A 23,248-nucleotide genomic window follows, 5' to 3' on the forward strand; every position below is an offset into this window, starting at 1 on the left:
GGCGGGCGGGCCCGTGGGCCCTGGGGGTCAGCCCTCCTGCTCCTCCATGAGCGCGAGCATCTGCTCGGCTTCGGCGCGACGGGCCTGTGCCGTTGCGTCGTCAGCGTCGCGACGGTCGGGTTTCGTCCCACCGCTCGCGTCGCGACGGGTCTGTTCCGTCCCGTCGTCGGCGGTACGACGGTCCTGTGCCGTTGCGTCGTCGGCGTCGCGACGGGCCTGTTGCGTCCCGTCGTCGGCGTCGCGACGCAACCGTGCCGTCCCGTCGTCCTCCCCACCGCCACCCCCGTCCCCGTCCCCGTCCCCGGCCCCGTAAGCAGCCAGCACCGCCCGCGCGCGTGCCGCTGCCTCCGCCGGGCGGCTCAGGTCCGCCGCCAGCCAGCCGGCCGCGAGTTCCGCGCCGGTGCGGGCGTCCAGGGCGGCGTCGCCGAGCGAGGCGAAGAGCACGATCGACTCGGCCACCTGGTCCAGCGCCTCCTCCAGAACCGCCTGGATCGCCTCGTCCTCGGCGTCCTCGGGCACGGAACGGGCCAACAGGTCACTGAACTGCCGGTGGGTGTGCCCGAGTTCGCCGACCAGCCGGAGCCGCGCCTCCTCGTCGGTGTCGGCGGCGCCCAGCGCGGCCTCGCCCTCCCGGACCGCCTCCGCCATCAACTCCCGTGCCGTGTCCGCCCCGTCCTCGGCCCGCAGCGCGAGCCACGCGCGGGCCCGCAGGGAGCGGATCAGGCCGTGCACATTGCCGAGCTCGCGCCACAGGCCACCCGCGCGCGCGTACGCCCGGTCCGCCTCGGCCGGCAGACCCGCGGCCCCGAGGGACTCGGCGGCAAGGTGGGCGAGCGTCGCGTGGTCGTGCTGCTCGGGCCAGTGCCGGGCGGTCTCGGCGGCCTGGAGACGCCGTTCGGCCGCCTCCCGGTGCTCACCCAGCTCGCTCAGGCAGTCGCCGAGCCACCACTGTGTCTGGACGACCACCCCGTCGCCGTGTGTCTCGGCGCTCAGGTCGGGCAGTGCCGACTCCAGTACCTCCGCCGCCTCGGCCCACCGCCCGAGCCGCACCAGGTAGCCGCCCAGCTGGTGCCGGGCCCAGGCCCCGAGGGTGGGGCCCTCCCCGGCCTCGTCGGCCCAGTGCGCGGCCTCCAGGGCGTGCTCGGCGGCCTCCTCGGCGAGTCCCCGGCCCCCGACGACCTCGGCGAGCTGGAGCCGCAGCTGGGCCTGTCCCACCGGCTCCAGATGCGGCCCGCCGTGCTCCAGGGCCGCGCGCAGCGCCCGCTCGGTCCCGGCCAGGTCGCCCAGGTGGTGGAGCAGCCCGGCCAGCCGGGCCTCGTACTCCACCGCGAACCAGGGCAGACCCGCGTCCACGAATCCCGCCGCGGCCCGTGCGAACAGCTCGGCGGCCGCCTCCACGTCCCCGGCCCGCGCGGCCAGTTCCGCCAGCATCGCCCGCGCCTCGGCCACGCGCGCGGCGAGCCGTACGTCGTCCCCGGTGCGCCCTTCCACGAGGGCGAGCACCTCCCGCACGGCCCCCTCGGCCTCGGAGCGGGCCTCGTCCTCCCCGGTCTCCTGCACCCTGCGCATCAGGATCCGTGCCCGGGACATCACCACCGACGCGGTCTGCCGTACGCCGGTGCCGTCCGCCGCGTAGAGCGCGAGGATCTCGTCGTACGGCCCGGCGACGGCTGTGAGGGCTTCGTCCACCTCGCCGTCCAGCGCCCGTACGTACGCGGCACGCGCGTGTGCGGCGAGTGCCTCGCCGGGGTCGCCCGCCCGCGCGTACAGCTCGGCGGCCCGCTCGAACAGTTCCACCCCCTCGGCGCCCCGGTCCATCGCCTCGTGGTCGGCCATCTCCGCGCGGTCGCGCGGGTCCAGCTCGACACCCTGTGCGGCCCGCGCGACCGCCGCCCACGCCTCCACGGCGTTCGGCTGGAGGGTGTCCGACAACCGCCGGGCCTCGGCGATCAGCGCGGGGAGTTCGGGCTCCTGGGCGGCCACGGGGGCCGGGGGCGCCACCGGGGGAGCGGCGACCGTCCGGACCGCCCGTACCCCGAGCGGCAGGCGTTCCACCAGCGGCCGCTGTGCCATCCGCGCGCGTGCCCGCTCGCTGACATGCGTCGTGCCGTTGCGCTCGTCGAAGCGGGCGGCCAGCGCGAGGGCCTCCTCGCGCGCGTGGGCGGCGAGTTCCGCGGCTGTCCAGGACCGGCCCGACGGCCCCGGCACCGGCCGGTCGGCCGGACCGAGCTCGACCAGACGGTCCATGAGCAGCGTCACCACGGCCATGAAGTCCAGCCTGCTGCGCGGATGACCGTCGTCCGTGAAGTACGCGGGACGCTCCGCGAGCAGCTCCAGGCCCCGCGCCTCGTTGCCGCTGAGCGCGCAGAACTCCACGTGGTCGGCGTAGGCGCCCCGCATGCTCTCCATGGACCGTACGAGCCGGAAGCCCCGCAGGTGGTTGGCGCGCGCCTCCTCCAGGCGCCCCAGCCGCAGCAGCGGCAGCAGGGAAGAGGCGAGGGCCGCGTGCGGCTCGTGGGCGCAGGTGAACTCGCCCGCCAGGACCGGCGCCCACAGCTCCAGCGCCTCCTCGTCGCTCCCGCGCTGCGCCTGCCACCAGCCCTGTTCGTGCAGCTCGCAGGCGTGGCAGTCGGCCATGCCGTCCCGGTCCGCGGCCAGCCACGCGGCGTAGGCGCGCTCGGCCCGCGCCAGGTCCCCGATGTGCGCGGCCACGCTGTACTCGGCGCTGCGCACGGCCCGTTCGGAGTGTCCCGCCAGCCGGTAGCGGTGCTCCATCTCGCCGAGCCACTTCTCCATGGCGGCCAGCGGGATGTGCGGCTGGTCGAGCATGCCGGCCGTCATCCACTTGAAGACCCAGTGCAGCGAGTGCGTCTCGTACTCGTCGAAGTCCTCGGGGCGCTCGTCCCACATGCGCAGCAGCCGCGCGAAGGGCACGAACATCTTGGCCTTCTCGGAGCTGTAGTTGTAGACCTTCAGCTGGTGTCCGAGCGCCTCGATCACCGCGAGCGGGACGTTCAGCTTCTCGGCCTCGGCGAGCAGCTGCTCCGCGCGCGCGTTGCGGGCCGGGCCCTCCGGCTCCTCGGAGTTCTCCGCCATCGCCCGGCGCAGCGCGTCGAGGTCGGTGATCCCGCCGAGTCCGTCGATCCCGCTCATCAGGGGCCCTCCTCGCCGTTCGTGGCCCACTCCAGGAGGCCGATGAAGGCCCGGTTCAGCAGCGCCGAGTCCGCGGGCCTGAGCGGGCGCTGGGCCATCAGCAGCGCCTGCCCGTACAGGGACTCGGTGGCGGTGCCGATCAGTTCCGGATCGCCGAGCGAACCGATCCGCCGTACCAGGGGGTTGAGATGGTTCAGCACGAGACGCGCGCGCGGGGCGCTCCCGCGCAGCGAGCCGAGGATGCCCGCCCACAGGTCGTCGGCCTGCTCCTCGGCGTCCGCCCGCGCCTGCTCGTGCCGGGCGTCCCGGTCGTCCAGGTGCAGCGCGGGCACGGACAGCGGCCGGAAGGCGCGCAGGACGACATCGCACCCCAGCGGGTCGAGCCTGGCCCGCGCGGCGGCGAGGAAACCGGACAGCGCCAGTTCCTCCACCGGGTCGACCAGGTCCATGTGGGCGGTGACGGTGTCCGCGTCCAGCTCGGTGACGACCGTCCCCGGCCGCACCGAGGGCAGCGCCTCGACCAGGTCGCTGTCGTACGTGTAACCGCCGTTGACCACCCCGACGCCCTGCGCGGAGGCGATCGGCGCGACCTGCCGGTACTCCTCGACGGTCCGCGTGAAGTGGACCACCGGGTGCCGCTGGGCGAACTCCTCCAGGGACAGCCGTCCGTCGGTCGTCTCGAACGGCAGCCAGGGCAGCATCGTGCGCAGCATCTCCCGGTCGTGCCGCGCGAGCGACTTCACGCCCAGGTGGTGCACGGACAGGAAGGCCGCGAGCCGCTCCGGGTCCCCGGCGGCCAGGCCCGTCAGCCAGGACCGGATCCGCTCGCCGAGCGCGTCCCGCACGGCGGCCAGCGTCTCGTCCTCGTACAGCGACTCGCGCGAGGCCGTGGGCCGCAGGCTGTCGGTGTCCAGGACGCAGCGCACGAAGAACGCCCAGTCCGGCAGCAGCTGTTCGGCCCGCTCGGTCAGCAGCATGCCCTTGAGATGCACGCGATGGGTGGCCCGCTGGGCAGGGCTGACGGCGGAGGGAAGGACGTACGCGACGCCCCGGACCCCGGCGAGCGGAACGTTCAGCTCGATCGAGTCCAGCGGGGTGAAGCCGAACAGGTCGTGGCAGTGCCGGGCCAGGGCCACCCTGCGGTTGGCCGGAGAGGGGTACGGGCGGTCCCAGGGCGCGGGCAGATCGGTGACCGCCTCCTCGCCGACCCGGACGTCGTACGGCAGCAGCGAGCCGAAGTCCCGCGCGAGCTGGAGGACGCGCCCGGGTGCGAGCCACTCGCCGGCGCCCGCGCGGGCGACCAGGTACACGGTCGTCCCCGGCTCCGGACGGGCGTCCGGGGGCAGCGTCCGCACCCGGTACGAACCGTCGTCGCTCGCCGTCCACTCCACGGGCGGGGCGTCCGGTGTACGGGCGCTGCGGCTGACCACGCGGATCCGCTCGGCGACCACGAAACAGGCGAGCAGGCCGATGCCGAACTGCCCGAGGAAGTCCGAGCGCGCCTCCTGAAGTCCCTCGGCCCGCTTGGAACTGCGCCCGATGGTGGCCAGCAGGCTGTGCACGTCCGCCTCGGTGAGCCCGACCCCGGAGTCCTCGACCCGCAGGGCGCCCTCCTCGGCGTACAGCCGCACTCTGGCCGGGGCGTCCGGCTGCTCGGCCCGCCGGGCCGTGATGGCGTCCACCGCGTTCTGGAGCAGCTCACGCAGGTAGACCTTGGGGCTGGAGTAGAGGTGATGGGAGAGGAGGTCCACCAGACCGCGCAGGTCGACCTGGAACGTATGAGGTTGCTGAGGTACCTGGGGTGTCTGTGAGGTCTGGGAATCCATCGTCGCAGCGCCGGTGGGGGGAACGTTCGGGCGGCGCGGGGTCGGGCGGTCCCGGGTGGGGCGGTGACCGCGGGGGATGGCCGGAGCGCGTCATCCTAAGCCCCAACCAGCCGCCTGACCAGGGGTTTCCCAGGACGTATACGGCAATGTCAGTGGCGTGGTGTGCAATGGATCTCGTGCCCGCACTGGAAGAACCACTGAAGAAGGTGCTCGGCCCCGCCACCGCGAAGGTGATGGCCGAGCATCTCGGCCTGCACTCCGTCGGCGACCTCCTGCACCACTACCCGCGCAGATACGAGGAGCGGGGGCAGCTGACCCACCTCGCCGACCTCCCCCTGGACGAACACGTCACCGTGGTCGCCCAGGTCGCCGACGCCCGCCTGCACAGCTTCGCCTCCGCCAAGGCGCCGCGCGGCAAGGGCCAGCGTCTGGAGGTCACCATCACGGACGGCAGTGGCCGCCTCCAACTGGTCTTCTTCGGCAGCGGCGTCCACAAGCCCCACAAGGAACTCCTGCCGGGCACCCGCGCGATGTTCGCCGGCAAGGTCTCCCTGTTCAACCGCCGCCTTCAACTGGCCCACCCGGCTTACGAGTTGCTGCGCGGCGACGCCGAGGAATCCGTCGAGACCTGGGCCGGCGCCCTGATCCCCATCTACCCCGCCACCGCCAAACTGGAGTCCTGGAAGATCGGCAAGGCGATCCAGACGGTCCTGCCCAGTGCCCAGGAGGCGCTCGACCCGCTCCCGGAGTCCCTGCGCGAGGGCCGGGGCCTGGTCACCCTCCCCGAAGCCCTGCTCAAGATCCACCGCCCGCACACCAAGGCCGACATCGCCGACGCCCACGCCCGCCTCAAGTGGGACGAGGCCTTCGTCCTCCAGGTGGCCCTGGCCCGCCGCCGCCACGCGGACGCCCAACTCCCCGCGGTCCCGCGCAAACCCGCTCCGGACGGCCTCCTCGCCGCCTTCGACGACCGCCTGCCCTTCACCCTCACCGACGGCCAGCAGAAGGTCTCCAAGGAGATCTTCGACGACCTGGCCACGGACCACCCGATGCACCGGCTTCTCCAGGGAGAGGTCGGCAGCGGAAAGACGATGGTGGCCCTGCGCGCCATGCTCGCCGTCGTCGACGCGGGTGGGCAGGCCGCGATGCTCGCGCCCACCGAAGTGCTCGCCCAGCAGCACCACCGTTCCGTCGTCGAGATGATGGGGGAGCTCGCCGAGGGCGGCATGCTGGGCGGGGCCGAGCACGCCACCAAGGTCGTGCTGCTCACCGGGTCCATGGGGACGGCCGCGCGCCGGCAGGCGATGCTGGACCTGGTCACCGGCGAGGCGGGGATCGTGATCGGCACGCACGCGCTGATCGAGGACAAGGTGCAGTTCCATGACCTGGGCCTGGTCGTGGTCGACGAACAGCACCGGTTCGGGGTCGAACAGCGGGACGCCCTGCGCGGCAAGGGCAAACAACCGCCCCACCTCCTCGTCATGACGGCCACCCCCATCCCGCGCACCGTCGCGATGACGGTCTTCGGCGATCTGGAGACCTCCGTCCTGGACCAGCTCCCGGCCGGCCGCTCCCCGATCGCCAGCCATGTCGTCCCCGCCACCGACAAGCCCCACTTCCTGAGCCGCGCCTGGGAGCGGGTCCGCGAGGAGGTCGAGAACGGCCACCAGGCCTACGTCGTCTGCCCCCGCATCGGCGACGAGGAGGACGACCCCAAGAAGGCCAGGAAGTCCGCCGAGGACGAGGCCGAGAAGCGGCCCCCGCTCGCGGTCCTGGAGATCGCTGACCAGCTCGCCAAGGGCCCGCTGCGAGGTCTCGCGGTCGAGGTCCTGCACGGCCGGATGCACCCCGACGACAAGGACGCGGTCATGCGCCGCTTCGCCGCCGGCGAGACCCATGTCCTCGTCGCCACCACGGTCATCGAGGTCGGCGTCAACGTCCCCAACGCCACCGCGATGGTCATCATGGACGCCGACCGCTTCGGCGTCTCCCAGCTCCACCAGCTGCGCGGCCGCGTCGGCCGGGGCTCGGCGGCGGGCCTGTGCCTCCTGGTCACCGAGATGCCGGAGGCCAGCCCGGCCCGCCAGCGCCTGAACGCGGTCGCCTCGACCCTGGACGGCTTCGAACTCTCCCGCATCGACCTGGAACAGCGCAGGGAGGGCGACGTCCTGGGCCAGGCCCAGTCGGGCGCCCGCACCTCGCTCAGGGTCCTCGCCGTGATCGAGGACGAGGAGATCATCGCGGAGGCGAGGGAGGAGGCGACGGCGGTGGTGGAGGCAGACCCGGAGCTGACGGCCCTGCCCGGCCTGCGCACGGCCCTGGACGCGCTCCTGGACGAGGAGAGGGAGCAGTACCTGGAGAAGGGCTGAGAAACTGGACCCGTAACCGCCCCCGAACAAGGACCGAAGATGACGCGCGTGATCGCGGGCAGGGCCGGCGGACGCCGCCTGGCCGTCCCGCCGGGAAACGGCACCCGTCCGACCTCCGACCGCGCCCGCGAAGGTCTCCTCTCCACCTGGCAGTCCCTGCTCGGCGGCCCCCTGTCCGGTGAACGGGTCCTCGACCTCTACGCCGGGTCGGGCGCCGTCGGCCTCGAAGCCCTCTCCCGCGGCGCGAGCCACACCCTCCTGGTCGAGGCCGACGCACGAGCCGCCCGCACGATCCGGGAGAACGTCAAGAGCCTCGGCCTCCCCGGCGCCGAGGTACGGGCGGGCAAAGCGGAACAGATCATTCAACAACCGGCGCCGGCACAGCCGTACGACATCGTCTTCCTCGACCCGCCCTACCGAGTCACAGATCACGATCTTCGGGAGATACTCCTCACACTCCGCGCCGAACACTGGCTAGCGCCCGAGGCCCTGGTCACCGTGGAGCGCAGTACCAGAGGGGGCGAATTCGTCTGGCCGCCCGGTTTCGAGGCGGTCAAGGCCCGTCGCTACGGCGAGGGAACGTTTTGGTACGGTCGCGCCGCCATGGGCGACAACGCCTCTACGTGCGAAGACGCACGATGACCGGACCGGAGAGCGAGGGATCTCAAGTGCGCCGCGCCGTCTGTCCCGGGTCGTTCGACCCGATCACCAACGGACATCTCGACATCATCTCCCGCGCCTCCAGGCTGTACGACGAGGTCTACGTCGCGGTGATGATCAACAAGTCCAAGAAGGGCCTCTTCGAGATCGACGAGCGGATCGACCTGATCCGCGAGGTCACCGCCGAGTACGGCAACGTGATCGTGGAGGCGTTCCACGGCCTCCTCGTCGACTACTGCAAGGAGCGCGACATCCCGGCCATCGTCAAGGGCCTGCGCGCGGTCAGCGACTTCGACTACGAGCTCCAGATGGCCCAGATGAACAACGGCCTCAGCGGTGTCGAGACCCTCTTCGTGCCCACCAACCCCACCTACAGCTTCCTCTCCTCCTCGCTCGTCAAGGAGGTCGCGACCTGGGGCGGAGACGTCTCCCACCTGGTACCCCCGAGGGTCCTGGAAGCGCTGAACGAGCGCCTCCGCAAAGGCTGATGGGGCTACAGTCGTCCCGTCCGTCTCCAACACAGCTGTAGAGAGTGGCGAGCACAGGTGGACGTGCAGAAGAAGCTCGACGAGATCGTGGCCACGGTCTCCGGCGCCCGGTCGATGCCGATGTCGGCCTCGGTGATGGTCAACCGCGCCGAACTGCTCGCGCTGCTGGAGGAGGTGCGCCAGGCCCTGCCCGGTTCCCTCGCGCAGGCCCAGGAGCTGATCGGCGACCGCGAGCAGATGGTCGAGCAGGCCCGCCAGGAGGCCGAGCGGATCATCGGGCAGGCACACGCCGAACGCGGCTCGCTGATCTCCGACACCGAGGTCGCCCGCCGCTCCCAGGCCGAGGCCGACCGGATCCTGGAAGAAGCCCGCCGGGAGGCCGAGGAGGTCCGCGCCGAGGCCGACGACTACGTCGACTCCAAGCTCGCCAACTTCGAGGTCGTCCTCACCAAGACCCTCGGCTCGGTCGGCCGCGGCCGCGAGAAGCTCCTCGGCACAGGCCCCGGCCTCGACGAGAACGGCTACGAGGACGAGGACGCCCCCGAGCGCAGTCACGACCCCGAGACCCTGCGCAAGGACGCCGACTCCTACGTCGACGCCAAGCTCGGCGCCTTCGAGGCGGTCCTCGCCAAGACCCTGGAGGCGGTCGGCCGCGGCCGCCAGAAGCTGCACGGCCGTATCGCCACGGACGACCTCGGCGCCCTCGCCGACGACCTGTCCACCGTCCAGCACTCCAGCGACGCCGACTACCTGGCCGACCTCGCCGCCCTCGCCGAGCGCGACAGCCAGGCAGTGGCCCAGGCGGCGGCCGCCGCGGCCGAGCAGCAGGACTACGCCCAGCAGGCGGCGTACGGCTACCAGCAGCAGAGCGAGGCCTACGCGGGCTACCAGCAGCAGCCCGATCCGTACGCCCAGCAGGACCCGTACGGCTACCAGCAGGCCGATCCGTACGCCTACCAGGGCTACGACCAGCAGCAGCCGGCCTACGACCCGAACCAGGCCCAGCAGCCCCAGCAGGCCCACCAGTCCTACGCCCTGGACGAGACGAGCCTCTTCGACACCGGCATGATCACGCCGGAGCAGCTGAGGGCGTACGAGCAGGGCCGCGGCCAGTGACGAACCCGTGAGGGACCACCGGATTGGGCCGTGAGCGAAAGGTCCAGTATCCTGGCTCTTCGGTCGCGCGTACGTCCGCGATCAACGCTGCCCGGGAACACCGAAGGGCGGCGTCCCTCTGAGCTCGAAGATCGAAAGCAGGAATGGCTCCCAACGCGCGCCTCGACCACCGCAACCCTCTTGTGTTCGACACACACGAGCTGGGGCGGCGTCCTGGCGCGCTGCAGCGCCTGACCCGCGAGATCGACGCCCCCAAGGATCTCGGGATCCAGGGAGTGATCGGAGTGCCGGAAGGCGCCCCGGTCGAGCTCGAACTCCGCCTGGAGTCGGTCATGGAAGGGGTGCTTGTCACAGGCACCGCCCGTGCACAGGCCAAGGGGGAGTGCGTAAGGTGTCTGGAGCCGCTGGAGCTTGCGCTCGAAGCGGACTTCCAGGAGATGTTCTCGTACCCTGACGCCGACGACCGTGGCCGCGTGAAGGCGGAACCGGCCGACGACGCCGAGGAAGACGAGGACAGGCTCTTCATCGAGGACGGCCTGTTCGACCTCGAACCCGTGCTGCGTGATGCGGTGGTGCTCGCACTGCCGATGCAGCCGGTGTGCCAGGACGACTGTCTGGGCCTGTGCTCCGAGTGCGGAGCGCGGCTCACGGACGACCCGGACCACCACCACGACGCCGTCGACATCCGTTGGGCGGCTTTGCAGGGACTCGCCGGTTCACTCGAAGACGGCGAGAAGGACGAGATGAGCGGCGCTGACGCGGAAGCGGGCGTCGACGAGAAGCAGGAGAAGTAGCCGTGGCTGTTCCGAAGCGGAAGATGTCGCGCAGCAACACGCGCCACCGCCGGTCGCAGTGGAAGGCTGCGGTCCCCACCCTGGTTGCGTGCGAGCGCTGCCACGAGCCCAAGCTGCAGCACATCGCGTGCCCCGCTTGTGGCACCTACAACAAGCGCCAGGTCCTCGAGGTCTGAGCGGCTGGTGAGAGGCACTGTGTCCACTCCGAAGAAGAACTCGGGCGACAACCAGGCCTCGTCCCACACGCTGTTGGAAGGGCGGCTCGGGTACAAACTCGAGTCCGCCCTTCTGGTGCGTGCGCTGACCCACCGGTCCTACGCGTACGAGAACGGCGGTCTGCCGACCAACGAGCGCCTGGAGTTCCTCGGGGACTCCGTGCTGGGGCTCGTGGTCACGGACACGCTGTACACCACCCACCCCGACCTGCCCGAAGGCCAGTTGGCCAAGTTGCGGGCCGCGGTGGTCAACTCGCGCGCGCTGGCGGAGGTCGGCCGTGGGCTCGACCTGGGTTCCTTCATCCGGCTCGGCCGTGGTGAAGAGGGCACAGGCGGCCGGGACAAGGCATCCATCCTCGCCGACACCCTGGAAGCGGTGATCGGCGCGGTCTATCTCGACCAGGGTCTCGATGCGGCGAGCGAGCTCGTCCACCGGCTCTTCGACCCGTTGATCGAGAAGTCCTCCAACCTCGGAGCCGGCCTGGACTGGAAGACCAGTCTCCAGGAGCTCACCGCGACCGAAGGACTCGGCGTGCCCGAGTACCTGGTCACGGAGACCGGCCCCGACCACGAGAAGACCTTCACTGCTGCCGCCCGCGTCGGAGGCGTCTCGTACGGCACCGGCACCGGCCGCAGCAAGAAGGAGGCGGAGCAGCAGGCCGCGGAATCCGCCTGGAGGTCCATCCGGGCCGCCGCGGACGAGCGCGCCAAGGCGGCGGCGAAGGCTGCCGAAGTCGCCGAAGCAGTCGAAGCCTCCGAGGACGACGACGAGGGTCCGTCGTCCGTCTCCGCCTGACGCCTGGAAACAGCGCGTCGGACGTCTGGAAGCACAGCGTCCGGCGCCTTGGAGAGAGCGCGTCCGGAAGCACAGCGCAGCCGAGCGCCTGTCCCGGTACACCGGGGCGGGCGCTCGGCTCATACACCGGTCCGTGACGGGGGAGCCCCATGCCCGAGTTGCCCGAGGTCGAGGTCGTACGGCGCGGTCTGGAGCGGTGGGTCGCCCACCGGACGGTCGCCGAGGCCGAGGTGCTGCACCCGCGTGCGGTACGACGCCACCTGGCCGGCGCCGACGACTTCGCGTTCCGGCTCAAGGGGCACCGCGTGGGCACCCCGAGCCGGCGCGGCAAATACCTGTGGCTGCCGCTGGAGGACACCGACCAGTCGGTCCTGGCGCATCTCGGCATGAGCGGTCAGCTGCTGGTGCAGCCGCACGCGGCGCCCGACGAGAAGCACCTCAGGATCCGTGTCAGGTTCGCCGACGAGGTCGACACCGAGCTGCGCTTCGTGGACCAACGCACCTTCGGCGGGCTGTCGTTGCACGACAACACCCCCGACGGGCTGCCCGACGTCATCGCGCACATCGCCCGCGACCCGCTCGACCCGCTCTTCGACGACGACGCCTTCCACCAGGCCCTGCGCCGCAAGCGCTCCACCATCAAACGGGCCCTGCTGGACCAGTCGTTGATCAGCGGGGTCGGCAACATCTATGCGGACGAGGCCCTTTGGCGCTCCCGCATCCACTACGAGCGCCCGACCGCGGGCTTCACGCGCCCGCGCACGGCCGAACTCCTCGGCCACGTGAGGGACGTGATGAACGCGGCCCTGGAGGTCGGCGGCACCAGCTTCGACAGCCTGTACGTCAACGTGAACGGTGAGTCGGGGTACTTCGACCGGTCCCTCGACGCGTACGGCCGCGAGGGGCTGCCCTGCAAGCGGTGCGGTACGCCGATGCGCCGACGGCCCTGGATGAACCGGTCCAGCTACTTCTGCCCGAGGTGTCAGCGGGCGCCGCGGGTCACGTCGTAGCGTTCGCGGGCGGCCAGGACGTCGTCCATGCGGCCCTCCACGAAGTGGATGAGGCCCAGGAGGCGCTCGGCGAGCTCATGGCCCAGCGGGGTCAGCTCGTAGTCGACCCGGGGCGGGTTGGTGGGCTGGGCGTCGCGGTGCACCAGGCCGTCCCGCTCCAGCGCCTGGAGCGTCTGGGAGAGCATCTTCTCGCTCACACCGTCGACCCGGCGGCGCAGCTCGTTGAAGCGCAGCGAGCCCTGGTACAGGGCGCCGAGGGTGAGCGCGCCCCAGCGGCCCGTCACGTGCTCCAGGGTGCCGCGCGAGGGGCAGGCCTTGGCGAACACGTCGTACGGGAGGTCCTGCGCCTCCAGGGGCTGCTGCGTGGTGTCCATATCGCAAGCGTACAGCGCTAACCCACGGGTTGCACTAACCATGAGTTAGTGCAACCCGCAAGCCGCACCCCGTGATCCGCAAGCCGTGCGGTCTGGGGGCCGACTCCGTCAGTACCCGAAGTCCTGCGTCCACCAGGGGCCGCCGGAGCCGAAGACCACACCCACGCCCAGCGTCTTGAAGTCGCAGTTGAGGATGTTGGCCTTGTGGCCGGGGCTGTTCATCCAGGCTTCCATGACCGCGGCCGGGTCGGACTGACCCCGGGCGATGTTCTCGCCGCCGAGGCTGGTGATCCCGGCCTGCGCGGCCCGGTCCCAGGGGGAGGCGCCGCTCGGGTCGGTGTGGTCGAAGAAGCCCTGGTCGGCCATGGCCTTGCTGAAGTCCGCGGCCAGGTCGGCCAGCGCGCTGTTGGCGGAGACCGGGCTGCACCCGACCTTGGCCCGCTCGACGTTCACGAGCTGGAGGACCTCGGCGGCGGCCGCGGCCTCCGTGGAGACCTCCACCGGCGCGGCGGTCTCCTTCTTCGCCGGCTCCTTCTCCTTCTGCGGAGGGTTAGGCTTCGGCTTCTTGCTCGGTGTGGTGGCCTCGGGCTTCTTCTCCGTCGGCTTCTCGGTCGGCGCGGCCGTCGAGGTGGACGGGGCCGGCGAGGGGGAGGCGGAGCGCTCGGCGTCGCGGCTCGTGGAGCTGCCGTCCTCGCGGCTCTCGGCGGCGCTGCCCGAGGTGCCGCCCTGCTCGGCGGGCGAGTTGGTGGGCGACCCGGCGGCCTGCACATCGCCGCCGGTGTTGCTGCTGCCGCCGATCTTGTAGTTGTCCAGGCCGGGCACCACACCGGTGGCGACGGCGACCGTGCCGATCGCGACGGCCGCGGAGACCCCGAGCAGACCGGTCTTGACCGGCGTCACGAGGTTCCTCTTGCGCCGGCGGTGCGAGCCGCCTCGCCGGGGTCCGTCGGCGGGCGTGTAGCCCTCGCCCCGGTACAGCGCGTACTCCTCCTCGGACGCGAACAGGTAGGCGTCACTGCGCGCGTACGGGTCGGGCTCCTGGCTCAGGTAGGTGGTGGTGCCCACCGAGGCGAAGTCGTAGGAGTCCTGCGGGGCGAATTGGTACGAGTCCTGCGGGTCGAAGCCGCTCCTGTGGGAGCTGTACGTCTCTGTGACCCCCGTGGCGCGGCCCGTGGCGGCGCGGCCGGCGGCGGAGCGTCGGTGGCGTCCCATGTCCTTGCCTTCCTCGTCTGTTCTTGAGGTCGACGCGTCCCCCCGGTCAACCAAAGTCACAAAACCCACACGATCGAGTGAGTTTCGTATGAGATTCATTGGCAGCGGACAGTACCGCATGGCGCCAGGGGAAGGAGTGTCCGGAGAGACATTGGCCGGTTAGGTTGCACCCATGAGCGAGGATGTACGACTGGTCGCCTGGGTGCGCGGACGCGTCCAAGGTGTGGGTTTCCGCTGGTTCACCCGGGCCAAGGCCCTCGAGATCGGCGGCCTGAGTGGTTTTGCTCTCAATTTGGACGACGGACGCGTCCAAGTGGTCGCGGAAGGACCGCGCAAGGGCTGCCAAGGACTCCTGGACTGGCTCCTGGGTGACGACACGCCCGGCCGCGTGGACGGCGTCACCGAGATCTGGGACACACCTCGCGGGGGTTACGACGGCTTCGCCATCCGGTGAGCCGTTTCTGTAAAACGACCCGGGCGGAAGCGGAGGGACCTGCCGCCGGCACCTGCCCGCAGCGGAAAGGTGCTGGTGGTTGCCAAGAAGCGTGTGCCGTGGCAGGCTCCGCACCTAAGATTGATCGCCACGCCCCGGGGGTCCCGAGGAAGCCGTCGCGCCGCCGTTCCAGGCCGCGCCGGAGCGGGTTGCCCACCAATACGGGGCGTGATCGTGTTGACCGTCAAACTTTTTGGTGAGACGCTGAAAGCACCCCGCGCACCTTAGCTGTTTGGCATGGTTGAACGGCACCACGAACTCAAAAGTGTCAAGCACCGCGGGTGCGAATCCCTCACGACCCACACCGCTTCGGTCGGTCACTCAGTGTGGAGGACCATCCATCATGGCAAAGGCGCTTCTCGGTTACGTCGGCGGCTCGGACCCTCGACTCCTCGCCGAGATGCGACGGCTCCAGCAGCGCGTCCAGGACCTGGAATCCGAGCTCGTACGGATCCAGGCCGAGAACGACGCGCTCGCGGCTGCCGCTTCTCACGACAGGATCATGGAGAGCATCGACGCACACCAGGCGGAGCCTGCGCTCACCTGATCGCTGTATCGCTCCACGACAGCTCACGCAGTGGTCGGGCGGCCCGTATCAACCGCTAAGTTGTCAGAGTTTGCAAGGGACGCTTCGGCGTCCCTTCTTTCTTGCCCCCGTGCACCCTTTCACTCTCTTAACGTTTGGTGTGCCCTTCACGTTCAACGGTGAAACCGCGGGCAACAGCGCGTTCATGGAGTGAGACACCCCCGGAAGGTAGAGTCCAGCGCCGTGCACCTCAAGGCCCTGACCCTCCGGGGGTTCAAGTCGTTCGCCTCGGCGACCACGCTCCGGTTCGAGCCGGGGATCACGTGTGTCGTGGGGCCCAACGGCTCGGGCAAGTCCAATGTCGTCGACGCCCTCAGCTGGGTGATGGGCGAACAGGGCGCCAAGTCGCTGCGCGGCGGCAAGATGGAGGACGTCATCTTCGCCGGCACCACCGGCCGCCCGCCGCTGGGCCGTGCCGAGGTGTCCCTGACCATCGACAACTCCGACGGCGCCCTGCCCATCGAGTACGCCGAGGTCACCATCACGCGGATCATGTTCCGCAACGGCGGCAGCGAGTACCAGATCAACGGCGACACCTGCCGTCTCCTCGACATCCAGGACCTGCTCTCCGACTCCGGCATCGGCCGCGAGATGCACGTCATCGTCGGCCAGGGCCAGCTCGACTCCGTCCTGCACGCCGACCCCACCGGCCGCCGCGCCTTCATCGAGGAGGCCGCGGGCGTCCTCAAACACCGCAAGCGCAAGGAGAAGGCCCTCCGCAAGCTGGACGCGATGCAGGCCAACCTCGCGCGCGTGCAGGACCTCACGGACGAACTGCGCCGCCAGCTGAAGCCGCTGGGACGACAGGCGGCGGTGGCCCGGCGGGCGGCAGTGATCCAGGCGGACCTGCGCGACGCCCGCCTCCGGCTGCTCGCCGACGATCTCGTACGACTGCGCCAGGCGCTGCGGACCGAGGTCGCGGACGAGGCCGCGCTCAAGGAGCGCAAGGAGGCCGCCGAGCAGGAGCTGAAGAAGGCGCTCCAGCGCGAGGCGCTCCTGGAGGACGAGGTCCGGCAGCTCACGCCCCGGCTCCAGCGGGCCCAGCAGACCTGGTACGAGCTCTCCCAGCTCGCCGAGCGGGTGCGCGGCACGATCTCGCTGGCCGACGCGCGCGTGAAGAGCGCGACCTCGGCGCCGCCCGAGGAGCGCCGGGGCCGTGACCCCGAGGACATGGAGCGCGAGGCCGCACGGATCCGCGAGCAGGAGGCCGAGCTCGAAGCGGCCCTGGAGGCGGCCGAGCGCGCCCTGGAGGACACGGTCGCGCACCGCGCCGATCTGGAGCGCGCGCTCCAGCAGGAGGAACGGCGCCTCAAGGACGTGGCCCGGGCCATCGCCGACCGCCGGGAGGGCCTCGCCCGGCTCAACGGCCAGGTCAACGCGGCCCGTTCCCGAGCCGCCTCCGCCCAGGCCGAGATCGACCGCCTGGCCGCGGCGCGGGACGAGGCCCAGGAGCGGGCGTTCGCCGCGCAGGAGGAGTACGAGGCGCTCAAGGCCGAGGTCGACGGCCTGGACGCGGGCGACGCGGAACTCGCCGAGCAGCATGACGCGGCCAAGCGGCAGCTGGCGGAGGCGGAGGCCGCCCTGACGGCTGCCCGCGAGGCGGCCACCGCGGCGGAACGCAGACGCGCGGCGACGCAGGCGAGGCATGAGGCGTTGGCGCTGGGGTTGCGCAGGAAGGACGGCACGGGAGCGCTGCTCGGCGCGAAGGACCGGCTCACGGGGCTGCTGGGCCCGGCGGCGGAACTGCTGACGGTGACTCCGGGCCACGAGGTGGCGTTGGCGGCGGCTTTCGGAGCGGCGGCGGACGCGTTGGCGGTGACGTCCCCGTCGGCGGCGGCGGACGCGATCCGCCTGCTGCGCAAGCAGGACGCCGGACGGGCGTCGCTCCTCTTGGCGGGCGCTCCGGAGAGCGCTTTTGGGGGCGCGGGGAACTGCGCGACCAGCCACGACGGACCCGCAGACGCCACCCATCAGCACGCGGCAGATCTGGTCCGCGCCCCCCAGGACCTCCTCCCCGCGGTAAGACGCCTGCTCCACGGCATCGTCGTCGTCGGCACCCTGGAAGACGCCGAAGACCTCGTCTACGCCAACCCCCACCTCACCGCAGTCACGGAAGAAGGCGACCTCCTGGGCGCCCACTTCGCCCACGGCGGCTCCGCGGGTGCTCCGAGCCTCCTCGAAGTACAGGCCTCGGTCGACGAAGCGGCGGCGGAACTCGAAGAGCTCGCGATCCGCTGCGAGGAACTCACCGAGGCCCAGCACACCGCCGTAGAGCAGCGAAAAGCAGCGGCCGCCCAGGTCGAGGAGCTCGGCGAGCGCCGCCGTACAGCGGACCGCGAGAAGTCGGCCGTGGCCCAGCAGCTCGGCCGGCTGTCGGGTCAGGCGAAGGGCGCCGCCGGTGAGGCCGAGCGGTCCACGGCCGCGGCCGCCCGCGCGCAGGAGTCGCTGGAGAGGGCCCTCGAAGAGGTCGAGGAGCTCGCCGAACGCCTCGCCGTCGCCGAGGAGATGCCGGTCGAGGAGGAGCCCGACACGTCGGTACGGGACCGTCTCGCCGCCGACGGCGCCAACGCCCGGCAGACCGAGATGGAGGCCCGCCTCCAGGTCCGTACGCACGAGGAGCGGGTCAAGGGGCTCGCGGGACGGGCCGACTCCCTGGACCGTGCCGCCCGGGCGGAGCGCGAGGCACGCGCGCGTGCCGAACAGCGGCGGGCCCGGCTGCGGCACGAGGCCGCCGTCGCGCAGGCCGTCGCCTCCGGCGCCCGGCAGCTGCTCGCCCACGTCGAGGTGTCCCTCGCCCGCGCCGACGAGGAGCGGACCGCGGCCGACGCCGCCAAGGCGCTCAGGGAACGGGAGTTGACCGCCGCCCGCACCACCGGCCGCGACCTGAAGGCCGAACTCGACAAGCTCACCGACTCCGTGCACCGGGGCGAGGTGCTCGGCGCCGAGAAGCGGATGCGGATCGAGCAGCTGGAGACCAAGGCGCTGGAGGAGCTGGGCGTCGAACCGGAGGGCCTGGTCGAGGAGTACGGCCCCCACCAGCTCGTCCCGCCGTCCCCGCCCGCCGAGGGCGAGGAGCTGCCCGAGGACCCGGAGCATCCGCGCAACCTGCCCAGACAGTTCCACCGGGCCGAGCAGGAGAAGCGGCTCAAGGCGGCCGAGCGGGCCTACCAGCAGCTCGGCAAGGTCAATCCGCTCGCCCTGGAGGAGTTCTCCGCGCTGGAGGAGCGGCACAAGTTCCTCAGCGAGCAGCTGGAGGACCTGAAGAAGACCCGAGCGGACCTGCTTCAGGTGGTGAAGGAGGTCGACGAGCGGGTCGAGCAGGTCTTCACCGAGGCCTACCGGGACACCGCCCGGGAGTTCGAGGGTGTGTTCAGCCGGCTCTTCCCGGGCGGCGAGGGGCGGTTGATCCTCACCGACCCCGACAACATGCTCACCACGGGCGTGGACGTCGAGGCGCGGCCGCCGGGCAAGAAGGTCAAGCGGCTCAGCCTGCTCTCCGGTGGCGAGCGGTCCCTCACCGCCGTGGCGCTGCTGGTGTCGATCTTCAAGGCGCGGCCCAGCCCGTTCTACGTCATGGACGAGGTCGAGGCCGCGCTCGACGACACCAACCTCCAGCGGCTGATCCGGATCATGCAGGAGCTCCAGGAAGCCTCGCAGCTCATCGTGATCACGCACCAGAAGCGGACCATGGAGGTCGCCGACGCGCTGTACGGCGTCTCCATGCAGGGCGACGGCGTGTCGAAGGTGATCAGCCAGCGGCTGCGTTGACCGCGGCTGACTTCAAGAAGTGAACGCATGTGACGGACGTCTGTCTAAGTTCTCACATTTCCCTGCGTTTGAATTTGAGACTTGAAGGCATAAGGTCAGCAACGTTTGGATTTACCTTCAGGTACCACCTATCTGGGGGCTGACCACACCGACAGCGTTGCCGGTGGCCCGAGGAGTAAACGTGACCAGCACAGCACAGGCATCCGAACCAGGAGCCCGGACGGCTCATCCCGATCATCTCGGGCACGTCATCTTCATCGCGGCGGCGGCCGCGATGGGCGGTTTCCTCTTCGGCTACGACAGCTCCGTGATCAACGGCGCCGTCGAGGCCATCCGGGGCCGCTACGACATCGGTTCCGCGGCCCTGGCGCAGGTCATCGCCATCGCCCTGATCGGCTGTGCCATCGGCGCGGCGACCGCGGGACGGATCGCGGACCGCATCGGCCGGATCCGCTGCATGCAGATCTCGGCGGTCCTCTTCACGGTCAGCGCCGTCGGCTCGGCGCTGCCCTTCGCGCTGTACGACCTGGCGTTCTGGCGGATCGTCGGCGGCTTCGCCATCGGCATGGCCTCCGTCATCGGCCCCGCCTACATCGCCGAGGTCGCCCCGCCGGCCTACCGCGGCCGTCTCGGTTCCTTTCAGCAGGCCGCGATCGTCATCGGCATCGCCATCTCGCAGCTGGTCAACTGGGGCCTGCTGAACGCGGCCGGTGGCGACCAGCGCGGCAAGCTGATGGGTCTCGAGGCCTGGCAGGTCATGCTCGGCGTCATGGTGATCCCGGCCGTCCTCTACGGTCTGCTCTCCTTCGCCATCCCCGAGTCCCCGCGCTTCCTGATCTCCGTCGGCAAGCACGAGCGCGCCCGCGAGATCCTCGCCGAGGTCGAGGGCGACAAGATCGACCTGAACGCCCGCGTCGCCGAGATCGAGCACGCGATGAAGAGCGAGCACAAGTCGACCTTCAAGGACCTGCTCGGCGGCTCCTTCTTCTTCAAGCCGATCGTCTGGGTCGGCATCGGCCTGTCGGTCTTCCAGCAGTTCGTCGGTATCAACGTCGCGTTCTACTACTCCTCGACGCTGTGGCAGTCGGTCGGTGTCGACCCGACGGACTCGTTCTTCTACTCGTTCACGACGTCGATCATCAACATCGTCGGCACCGTGATCGCGATGATCTTCGTGGACCGCGTCGGCCGCCGGCCGCTCGCCCTGATCGGCTCCGTCGGCATGGTGATCGGTCTGGCACTGGAGGCCTGGGCGTTCTCCTTCGACCTCGTCGACGGCAAGCTGCCGGCCGCGCAGGGCTGGACCGCGCTGATCGCCGCCCATGTGTTCGTGCTCTTCTTCGCCCTGTCCTGGGGTGTCGTCGTCTGGGTCTTCCTCGGCGAGATGTTCCCGAACCGGATCCGTGCCGCCGCGCTGGGCGTCGCTGCCTCCGCGCAGTGGATCGCCAACTGGGCCATCACCGCGAGCTTCCCGTCGCTGGCCGACTGGAACCTCTCCGCGACCTACGTGATCTACACGGTCTTCGCCGCGCTCTCCATCCCGTTCGTCCTCAAGTACGTCAAGGAGACGAAGGGCAAGAAGCTGGAGGAGATGGGCTGACGGCCCGCCCACGAGCCCGGGGGGAGGAGCCAACACCCCGCTGCCCCTCTCCCCGAACCGTCCGCCGCTTCCGGTCCGGCAACCGCCTGGACCGGGGGCGGCGGCGTCATACGGGGTCACCAGATGAGGACGCCGCCGCCGATCTCCTCTGCCTTGCGGATGCTGTCCTCGATGATCCGCAGCCGGGTGTCGATGTTGTCCCGGTGCTCGTCGAGGGTCCGCGGCCGCTGCGTGCCCTCGGCGACGTCGTCGAGACGGGAGCGCAGCAGCTCCACCAGCAAACTCATGGGCTCAGTGGAACATCGACAGGTCCACATGGATATCGCCCGGCTCAGCCGCCCAGCGCCGGAAGCACACGCTCCGCGAACAGCCGCAGGCTCCGCCAGCCCTCCGCCACCGGCATCCCGCCCGCCAGCGGATGCAGGACCAGGTTGTCGAGGTCCTGCTCCACGCACTGCTCGGGGGTGAGGATCCGGTACACGCCCTCCGCGCGCAGTTCGTCCACCGAGGTGGCCGCCGACCGGACCGCCGAGCGGATGTCGCCGGACTGCCAGGAGGCGTACGTGCGGGCCTCGTGGAGGAAGTGGTCGCCATAGGTCGCCCAGGTGCGGTCCGGGTCCTCCGCGATGTGCAGCAGCGGTGTCTCCGCGGTCGGCATCATGGTCCAGCCCTCGGTGCCGTACTCGACGAGCCGCTCCTTGTAGTACGCCTCCAGCTCCGGCAGATGCGCGCTGGGGAAGAAGGGCAGGCCGAGGCGGGCGGCTCGCCGGGCCGCGGCCTTGGAGGAACCGCCGACCAGGAGGAGGGGGTGCGGGTCCGTCAGGGGGCGCGGGGTGACCCGTACCGTACGGCCGCGGTACTCGAACTCCTCGCCGGTCCAGGCCTTGAGCAGGGTCTCCAGGAGCTCGTCCTGGATCCGGCCCCGGCGCCGCCACTCCACGTCGAACAGGGCGTACTCCTCGGGGCGGTAGCCGATGCCGGCCACCGTCACCAGCCGGCCGCCGCTCAGCAGGTCCAGTACGGCGATCTCCTCGGCGAGGCGCAGCGGGTCGTGGAGCGGGCCGATGACGGCCGAGACGGTGACCGCGATCCTCTTCGTCGCCCCGAACACCGCGCCCGCGAAGGCGAACGGAGAGGGCAGCCAGTTGTTGTCGACGCCGTGGTGCTCCTCGGTCTGCACGGTGGTGATCCCGTGCTCGTCGGCGTACGCGGCCATGTCCAGGGCGGCCCGGTAGCGGGCGCTGAGGGAGGCGGGCGTGGCGCCGGGCTCGACGAGGTTGAAACGGACGACCGTGACGGGCATGGGGGTCCCCCTTCACCGGGCGGTTGGTGCGGGGGACGGTAGCTGACGGTGCGTCAGAAGGCCATGGCCGTGGGTCGGTCGGAGACGGGTTCGGCGACCGCGGGCTTCGGCAGCACCGCGTAGAGCAGTCCCGAGGTCACGATCGTCACCGTCCAGCCGAGGCCGTACGCGCCGACCGGGTTGTTCGAGGCGAGCGGGCCGGTGAACCAGTCACAGGTGGTGAAGAGGAGGCCCGTGCCGAGGCCGGCCGCCCATGCGGTGACCGCGGCCGGGCAGAAGCCGTGCCGGTACCAGTAGGCGCCGGTGCGGGTCGTGTCGAGCAGGGCCTCGCCGTCGTACTCCTTGCGGCGGAGCATGTCCGCGCCGAAGACGCCGGCCCAGGCGGAGAAGGCCACCGCGAGCAGGGAGAGGAAGGCGACGAAGGTGCCCATGAAGCTCCGCGCGGCCAGCATGAGGATGCCACCGAGGACCAGGGAGATCAGCGCGTTGAGCGAGACCGCCCAGGGGCGCGGGACCCGGAAGCCGAGGGTCTGCGCGGTGAAGCCCGCGGAGTACATCGACATCGAGTTGATCAGCAGCGTGCCGACCAGGGCGGTCAGGAGATAGGGGACGGCGAGCCAGAGCGGGAGGAGCTCGCCGAGGAAGGAGACCGGGTCCCGGGCGGCGGCCAGGTCCGGGGTCGCCGACGCCATGACCGTGCCCATGAGCACCATCGGCAGCACGACGACCCCGGCACCGCACACCGTGTTGCGTACGATCGCCGCCGCCGACGCCGTGCCCGGCAGATAGCGGGTGAAGTCGGGGGAGGTCGGAACCCAGCTGATCCCGCCCGCGGCGACCAGCCCGATGCCCGTGATCATCGCCGACGCCGGTCCCGCGCCCCGTCCGAAGACCCGGCCCCAGTCCGTCTCGACGACCAGACGGGCCAGCACCAGGACGGAGAAGGCCCCGAACAGCCAGGTCGCCCAGGTCGTGCACCTGCGCACGGCCCGGATGCCCAGACCCGAGATCGCGAAGCTCGCGGCCACGAAGAGCAGCAGCGTCACGACGATCAGCGCGGTACCGCCGTGGACACCGAAGAGAATGTCCAGGACGGTGAGCAGGGCGTACGCGCCCGTCACCGCGTTGATCGTCTCCCAGCCCCAGCGGGCGACCCAGATCAGCGCCCCGGGCAGCAGGTTCCCGCGCTGACCGAAGACCGCGCGGGACAGGGCCATCCCGGGTGCGCCCCCGCGCCTGCCCGCGACACCGATCAGCCCGACCAGGCCGTACGACACCACCGGCGCCGTGACTCCGACGGTCAGGGCCTGCCAGAAGTTGAGGCCGTACGTCACGGCCAGGCTCGCGCCCACGGTCAGGAGGAGGACGCTCATGTTGGCGGCGACCCAGGTGGGGAACAGCTCGCGGGTCCTCGCGGTGCGCTCGTGGTCGGGAACCGGCTCCAGGCCGTGCGTTTCGAGGGCACTCATGATGAATCACCCTATA

At 71.0% G+C, this 23,248-nt stretch carries 19 protein-coding genes; 12 read left to right on the forward strand and 7 right to left on the reverse strand.

Annotation, left to right across the window (positions count from 1 at the left end; all coding sequences use genetic code 11):
• Positions 1-27: 27 nt before the first annotated feature.
• Both AC2XR2_RS31620 and AC2XR2_RS31625 read right to left on the reverse strand, forming a co-directional pair.
• Complete coding sequence (locus tag AC2XR2_RS31620; RefSeq protein WP_491516903.1) at positions 28-3,153, reverse strand: tetratricopeptide repeat protein; 3,126 nt, start codon at positions 3,151-3,153, stop codon at positions 28-30.
• Positions 3,153-4,979, reverse strand: coding sequence for an HSP90 family protein (locus tag AC2XR2_RS31625; protein ID WP_381298679.1), 1,827 nt, complete (start codon positions 4,977-4,979; stop codon positions 3,153-3,155). The genes AC2XR2_RS31620 and AC2XR2_RS31625 overlap by 1 nt, the downstream gene beginning before the upstream one ends.
• 167 nt (positions 4,980-5,146) lie before the next feature.
• Between AC2XR2_RS31625 and recG the strand changes: the two genes are divergently transcribed.
• The 8 genes from recG to mutM all read left to right on the forward strand — a co-directional run bounded on the left by recG (position 5,147) and on the right by mutM (position 12,427).
• Complete coding sequence (gene recG, locus AC2XR2_RS31630) at positions 5,147-7,348, forward strand: ATP-dependent DNA helicase RecG (RefSeq protein ID WP_491516904.1); 2,202 nt, start codon at positions 5,147-5,149, stop codon at positions 7,346-7,348.
• A gap of 39 nt (positions 7,349-7,387) precedes the next feature.
• Positions 7,388-7,990 (forward strand): 16S rRNA (guanine(966)-N(2))-methyltransferase RsmD, encoded by a 603-nt coding sequence (rsmD, locus tag AC2XR2_RS31635; protein ID WP_330264231.1) that lies wholly within the window; start codon positions 7,388-7,390, stop codon positions 7,988-7,990.
• 26 nt (positions 7,991-8,016) lie between these two features.
• Positions 8,017-8,496 (forward strand): pantetheine-phosphate adenylyltransferase, encoded by a 480-nt coding sequence (coaD, locus tag AC2XR2_RS31640; protein ID WP_020138732.1) that lies wholly within the window; start codon positions 8,017-8,019, stop codon positions 8,494-8,496.
• Between the two features lie 57 nt (positions 8,497-8,553).
• Positions 8,554-9,612 (forward strand): F0F1 ATP synthase subunit B family protein, encoded by a 1,059-nt coding sequence (locus AC2XR2_RS31645; RefSeq protein WP_330264230.1) that lies wholly within the window; start codon positions 8,554-8,556, stop codon positions 9,610-9,612.
• Positions 9,613-9,755: 143 nt separating this feature from the next.
• A complete protein-coding gene (locus AC2XR2_RS31650) occupies positions 9,756-10,406 on the forward strand; it encodes a YceD family protein (protein WP_020138734.1) in 651 nt (216 codons plus the stop codon).
• A 2-nt stretch (positions 10,407-10,408) separates the two neighbouring features.
• Positions 10,409-10,582 (forward strand): 50S ribosomal protein L32, encoded by a 174-nt coding sequence (rpmF, locus tag AC2XR2_RS31655; RefSeq protein ID WP_006139588.1) that lies wholly within the window; start codon positions 10,409-10,411, stop codon positions 10,580-10,582.
• 19 nt (positions 10,583-10,601) lie between these two features.
• Positions 10,602-11,417 carry a ribonuclease III gene (gene rnc, locus AC2XR2_RS31660; RefSeq protein ID WP_381298669.1) on the forward strand — a complete coding sequence of 272 codons (816 nt, stop codon included), beginning with the start codon at positions 10,602-10,604 and terminating at the stop codon, positions 11,415-11,417.
• Between the two features lie 149 nt (positions 11,418-11,566).
• Positions 11,567-12,427 carry a bifunctional DNA-formamidopyrimidine glycosylase/DNA-(apurinic or apyrimidinic site) lyase gene (mutM, locus tag AC2XR2_RS31665; protein ID WP_491516905.1) on the forward strand — a complete coding sequence of 287 codons (861 nt, stop codon included), beginning with the start codon at positions 11,567-11,569 and terminating at the stop codon, positions 12,425-12,427.
• Here the strand turns inward: mutM and AC2XR2_RS31670 are convergent.
• The gene (locus AC2XR2_RS31670) at positions 12,400-12,801 is read right to left on the reverse strand and encodes a winged helix-turn-helix transcriptional regulator (protein ID WP_491516906.1); all 402 of its coding nucleotides are present in this window, start codon (positions 12,799-12,801) and stop codon (positions 12,400-12,402) included. The two genes, mutM and AC2XR2_RS31670, sit on opposite strands and share 28 nt — an antisense overlap.
• A 108-nt stretch (positions 12,802-12,909) precedes the next feature.
• Positions 12,910-14,013 (reverse strand): CAP domain-containing protein, encoded by a 1,104-nt coding sequence (locus AC2XR2_RS31675; RefSeq protein WP_381298665.1) that lies wholly within the window; start codon positions 14,011-14,013, stop codon positions 12,910-12,912.
• A gap of 172 nt (positions 14,014-14,185) precedes the next feature.
• On the opposite strand from AC2XR2_RS31675, the gene AC2XR2_RS31680 reads away from it, so the two are divergent.
• The 4 genes from AC2XR2_RS31680 to AC2XR2_RS31695 all read left to right on the forward strand — a co-directional run bounded on the left by AC2XR2_RS31680 (position 14,186) and on the right by AC2XR2_RS31695 (position 20,460).
• Positions 14,186-14,467, forward strand: coding sequence for an acylphosphatase (locus tag AC2XR2_RS31680; RefSeq protein WP_057616505.1), 282 nt, complete (start codon positions 14,186-14,188; stop codon positions 14,465-14,467).
• A gap of 382 nt (positions 14,468-14,849) precedes the next feature.
• Positions 14,850-15,053 carry a hypothetical protein gene (locus tag AC2XR2_RS31685; RefSeq protein ID WP_016432419.1) on the forward strand — a complete coding sequence of 68 codons (204 nt, stop codon included), beginning with the start codon at positions 14,850-14,852 and terminating at the stop codon, positions 15,051-15,053.
• A 222-nt stretch (positions 15,054-15,275) separates the two neighbouring features.
• A complete protein-coding gene (gene smc / locus AC2XR2_RS31690; RefSeq protein WP_381298663.1) occupies positions 15,276-18,860 on the forward strand; it encodes a chromosome segregation protein SMC in 3,585 nt (1,194 codons plus the stop codon).
• 181 nt (positions 18,861-19,041) lie between these two features.
• Positions 19,042-20,460 carry a sugar porter family MFS transporter gene (locus AC2XR2_RS31695; protein WP_381298661.1) on the forward strand — a complete coding sequence of 473 codons (1,419 nt, stop codon included), beginning with the start codon at positions 19,042-19,044 and terminating at the stop codon, positions 20,458-20,460.
• A 116-nt stretch (positions 20,461-20,576) separates the two neighbouring features.
• Here the strand turns inward: AC2XR2_RS31695 and AC2XR2_RS31700 are convergent, their stop codons facing one another.
• From AC2XR2_RS31700 to AC2XR2_RS31710, 3 genes are read right to left on the reverse strand one after another with little or no spacing between them, the layout of a single operon-like run.
• Positions 20,577-20,747: a hypothetical protein gene (locus AC2XR2_RS31700; RefSeq protein WP_381298659.1), complete on the reverse strand. Its 171-nt coding sequence runs from the start codon at positions 20,745-20,747 to the stop codon at positions 20,577-20,579.
• A 44-nt stretch (positions 20,748-20,791) separates the two neighbouring features.
• The gene (locus AC2XR2_RS31705; protein WP_449353151.1) at positions 20,792-21,763 is read right to left on the reverse strand and encodes an LLM class flavin-dependent oxidoreductase; all 972 of its coding nucleotides are present in this window, start codon (positions 21,761-21,763) and stop codon (positions 20,792-20,794) included.
• Between the two features lie 53 nt (positions 21,764-21,816).
• Positions 21,817-23,232, reverse strand: coding sequence for a cytosine permease (locus tag AC2XR2_RS31710; RefSeq protein ID WP_491516907.1), 1,416 nt, complete (start codon positions 23,230-23,232; stop codon positions 21,817-21,819).
• Positions 23,233-23,248: the final 16 nt, after the last annotated feature.

The organism is Streptomyces sp. LS-MS-L19 (assembly GCF_058382285.1).

Bases quoted from the DNA above. Each gene is read 5' to 3' on its own strand.
- AC2XR2_RS31710 (WP_491516907.1), bottom strand. From the start codon at position 23,232: ATGAGTGCCCTCGAAACGCACGGCCTGGAGCCGGTTCCCGACCACGAG.
- AC2XR2_RS31680 (WP_057616505.1), top strand. From the start codon at position 14,186: ATGAGCGAGGATGTACGACTGGTCGCCTGGGTGCGCGGACGCGTCCAA.
- recG (WP_491516904.1), top strand. From the start codon at position 5,147: ATGGATCTCGTGCCCGCACTGGAAGAACCACTGAAGAAGGTGCTCGGC.
- AC2XR2_RS31670 (WP_491516906.1), bottom strand. From the start codon at position 12,801: ATGGACACCACGCAGCAGCCCCTGGAGGCGCAGGACCTCCCGTACGAC.
- AC2XR2_RS31650 (WP_020138734.1), top strand. From the start codon at position 9,756: ATGGCTCCCAACGCGCGCCTCGACCACCGCAACCCTCTTGTGTTCGAC.
- rsmD (WP_330264231.1), top strand. From the start codon at position 7,388: ATGACGCGCGTGATCGCGGGCAGGGCCGGCGGACGCCGCCTGGCCGTC.
- AC2XR2_RS31620 (WP_491516903.1), bottom strand. From the start codon at position 3,153: ATGAGCGGGATCGACGGACTCGGCGGGATCACCGACCTCGACGCGCTG.
- AC2XR2_RS31625 (WP_381298679.1), bottom strand. From the start codon at position 4,979: ATGGATTCCCAGACCTCACAGACACCCCAGGTACCTCAGCAACCTCAT.
- mutM (WP_491516905.1), top strand. From the start codon at position 11,567: ATGCCCGAGTTGCCCGAGGTCGAGGTCGTACGGCGCGGTCTGGAGCGG.
- AC2XR2_RS31685 (WP_016432419.1), top strand. From the start codon at position 14,850: ATGGCAAAGGCGCTTCTCGGTTACGTCGGCGGCTCGGACCCTCGACTC.
- AC2XR2_RS31705 (WP_449353151.1), bottom strand. From the start codon at position 21,763: ATGCCCGTCACGGTCGTCCGTTTCAACCTCGTCGAGCCCGGCGCCACG.
- AC2XR2_RS31700 (WP_381298659.1), bottom strand. From the start codon at position 20,747: ATGAGTTTGCTGGTGGAGCTGCTGCGCTCCCGTCTCGACGACGTCGCC.
- AC2XR2_RS31675 (WP_381298665.1), bottom strand. From the start codon at position 14,013: ATGGGACGCCACCGACGCTCCGCCGCCGGCCGCGCCGCCACGGGCCGC.